Below are 631 nucleotides of genomic sequence, written 5' to 3' on the forward strand. Positions count from 1 at the left end.
GCGCAGTATGGGTTTGCGGATCGAAAAATATTTCCGTATGCACGACATTGTCTTCACGGCAACGCTCAAGATACGCGCGGGTCAAATCGTAAAAATCCGCCTCGTGCAACAATACGCCGGCACTGGCATAATAAATATCCAAAAACGACTGTAAATTGTGAAAATCATAAGCCTGCCGTACCGCATCGACATTTTCATAAGGAATCGCTATATGGTTGCGCTTAGCGATTTCAAACATTAATTCCGGCTCGAACGTCCCTTCGATATGGACGTGCAGCTCGGCTTTGGGCAGGGCTTGGATAATTTGTTTGATATTCATATTTTCTCTGATTTTCGGTCTATATTTAATATTGAAGGCCGTCTGAAACTTTCAGACGGCCTTTGACCATTTATCTGTTAAAAACCATTTTCCATCATGATTTCTCCGGGGATACGGTTGCGGTGCATGGCGTAGCCCAAATCCATCAGGGCTTGGAAAGTGTCTTTGACCATTGCCGGATTGCCGCAAACCATAAAACGCGTATCGGCCTTGGTGAACTTGAAGCCGATTTTTTCTTCCAAGCCTCCATTCTTCAGCACTTCGGGAATCCGTTTGCCGCTCAATGCGCCTTCTTTTTCCTCACGCGTAGTG

At 45.8% G+C, this 631-nt stretch carries 2 pseudogenes; both read right to left on the bottom strand.

What is annotated here, in order from left to right:
• Nucleotides 1–319, bottom strand: a pseudogene (locus ACTHUM_RS17375) (adenosine deaminase); the annotation flags it as partial.
• 77 nt (nt 320–396) lie between these two features.
• Nucleotides 397–631, bottom strand: a pseudogene (locus ACTHUM_RS17380) (ferredoxin--NADP reductase); the annotation flags it as partial.

It is taken from the genome of Neisseria sp. P0021.S006, assembly GCF_051956895.1.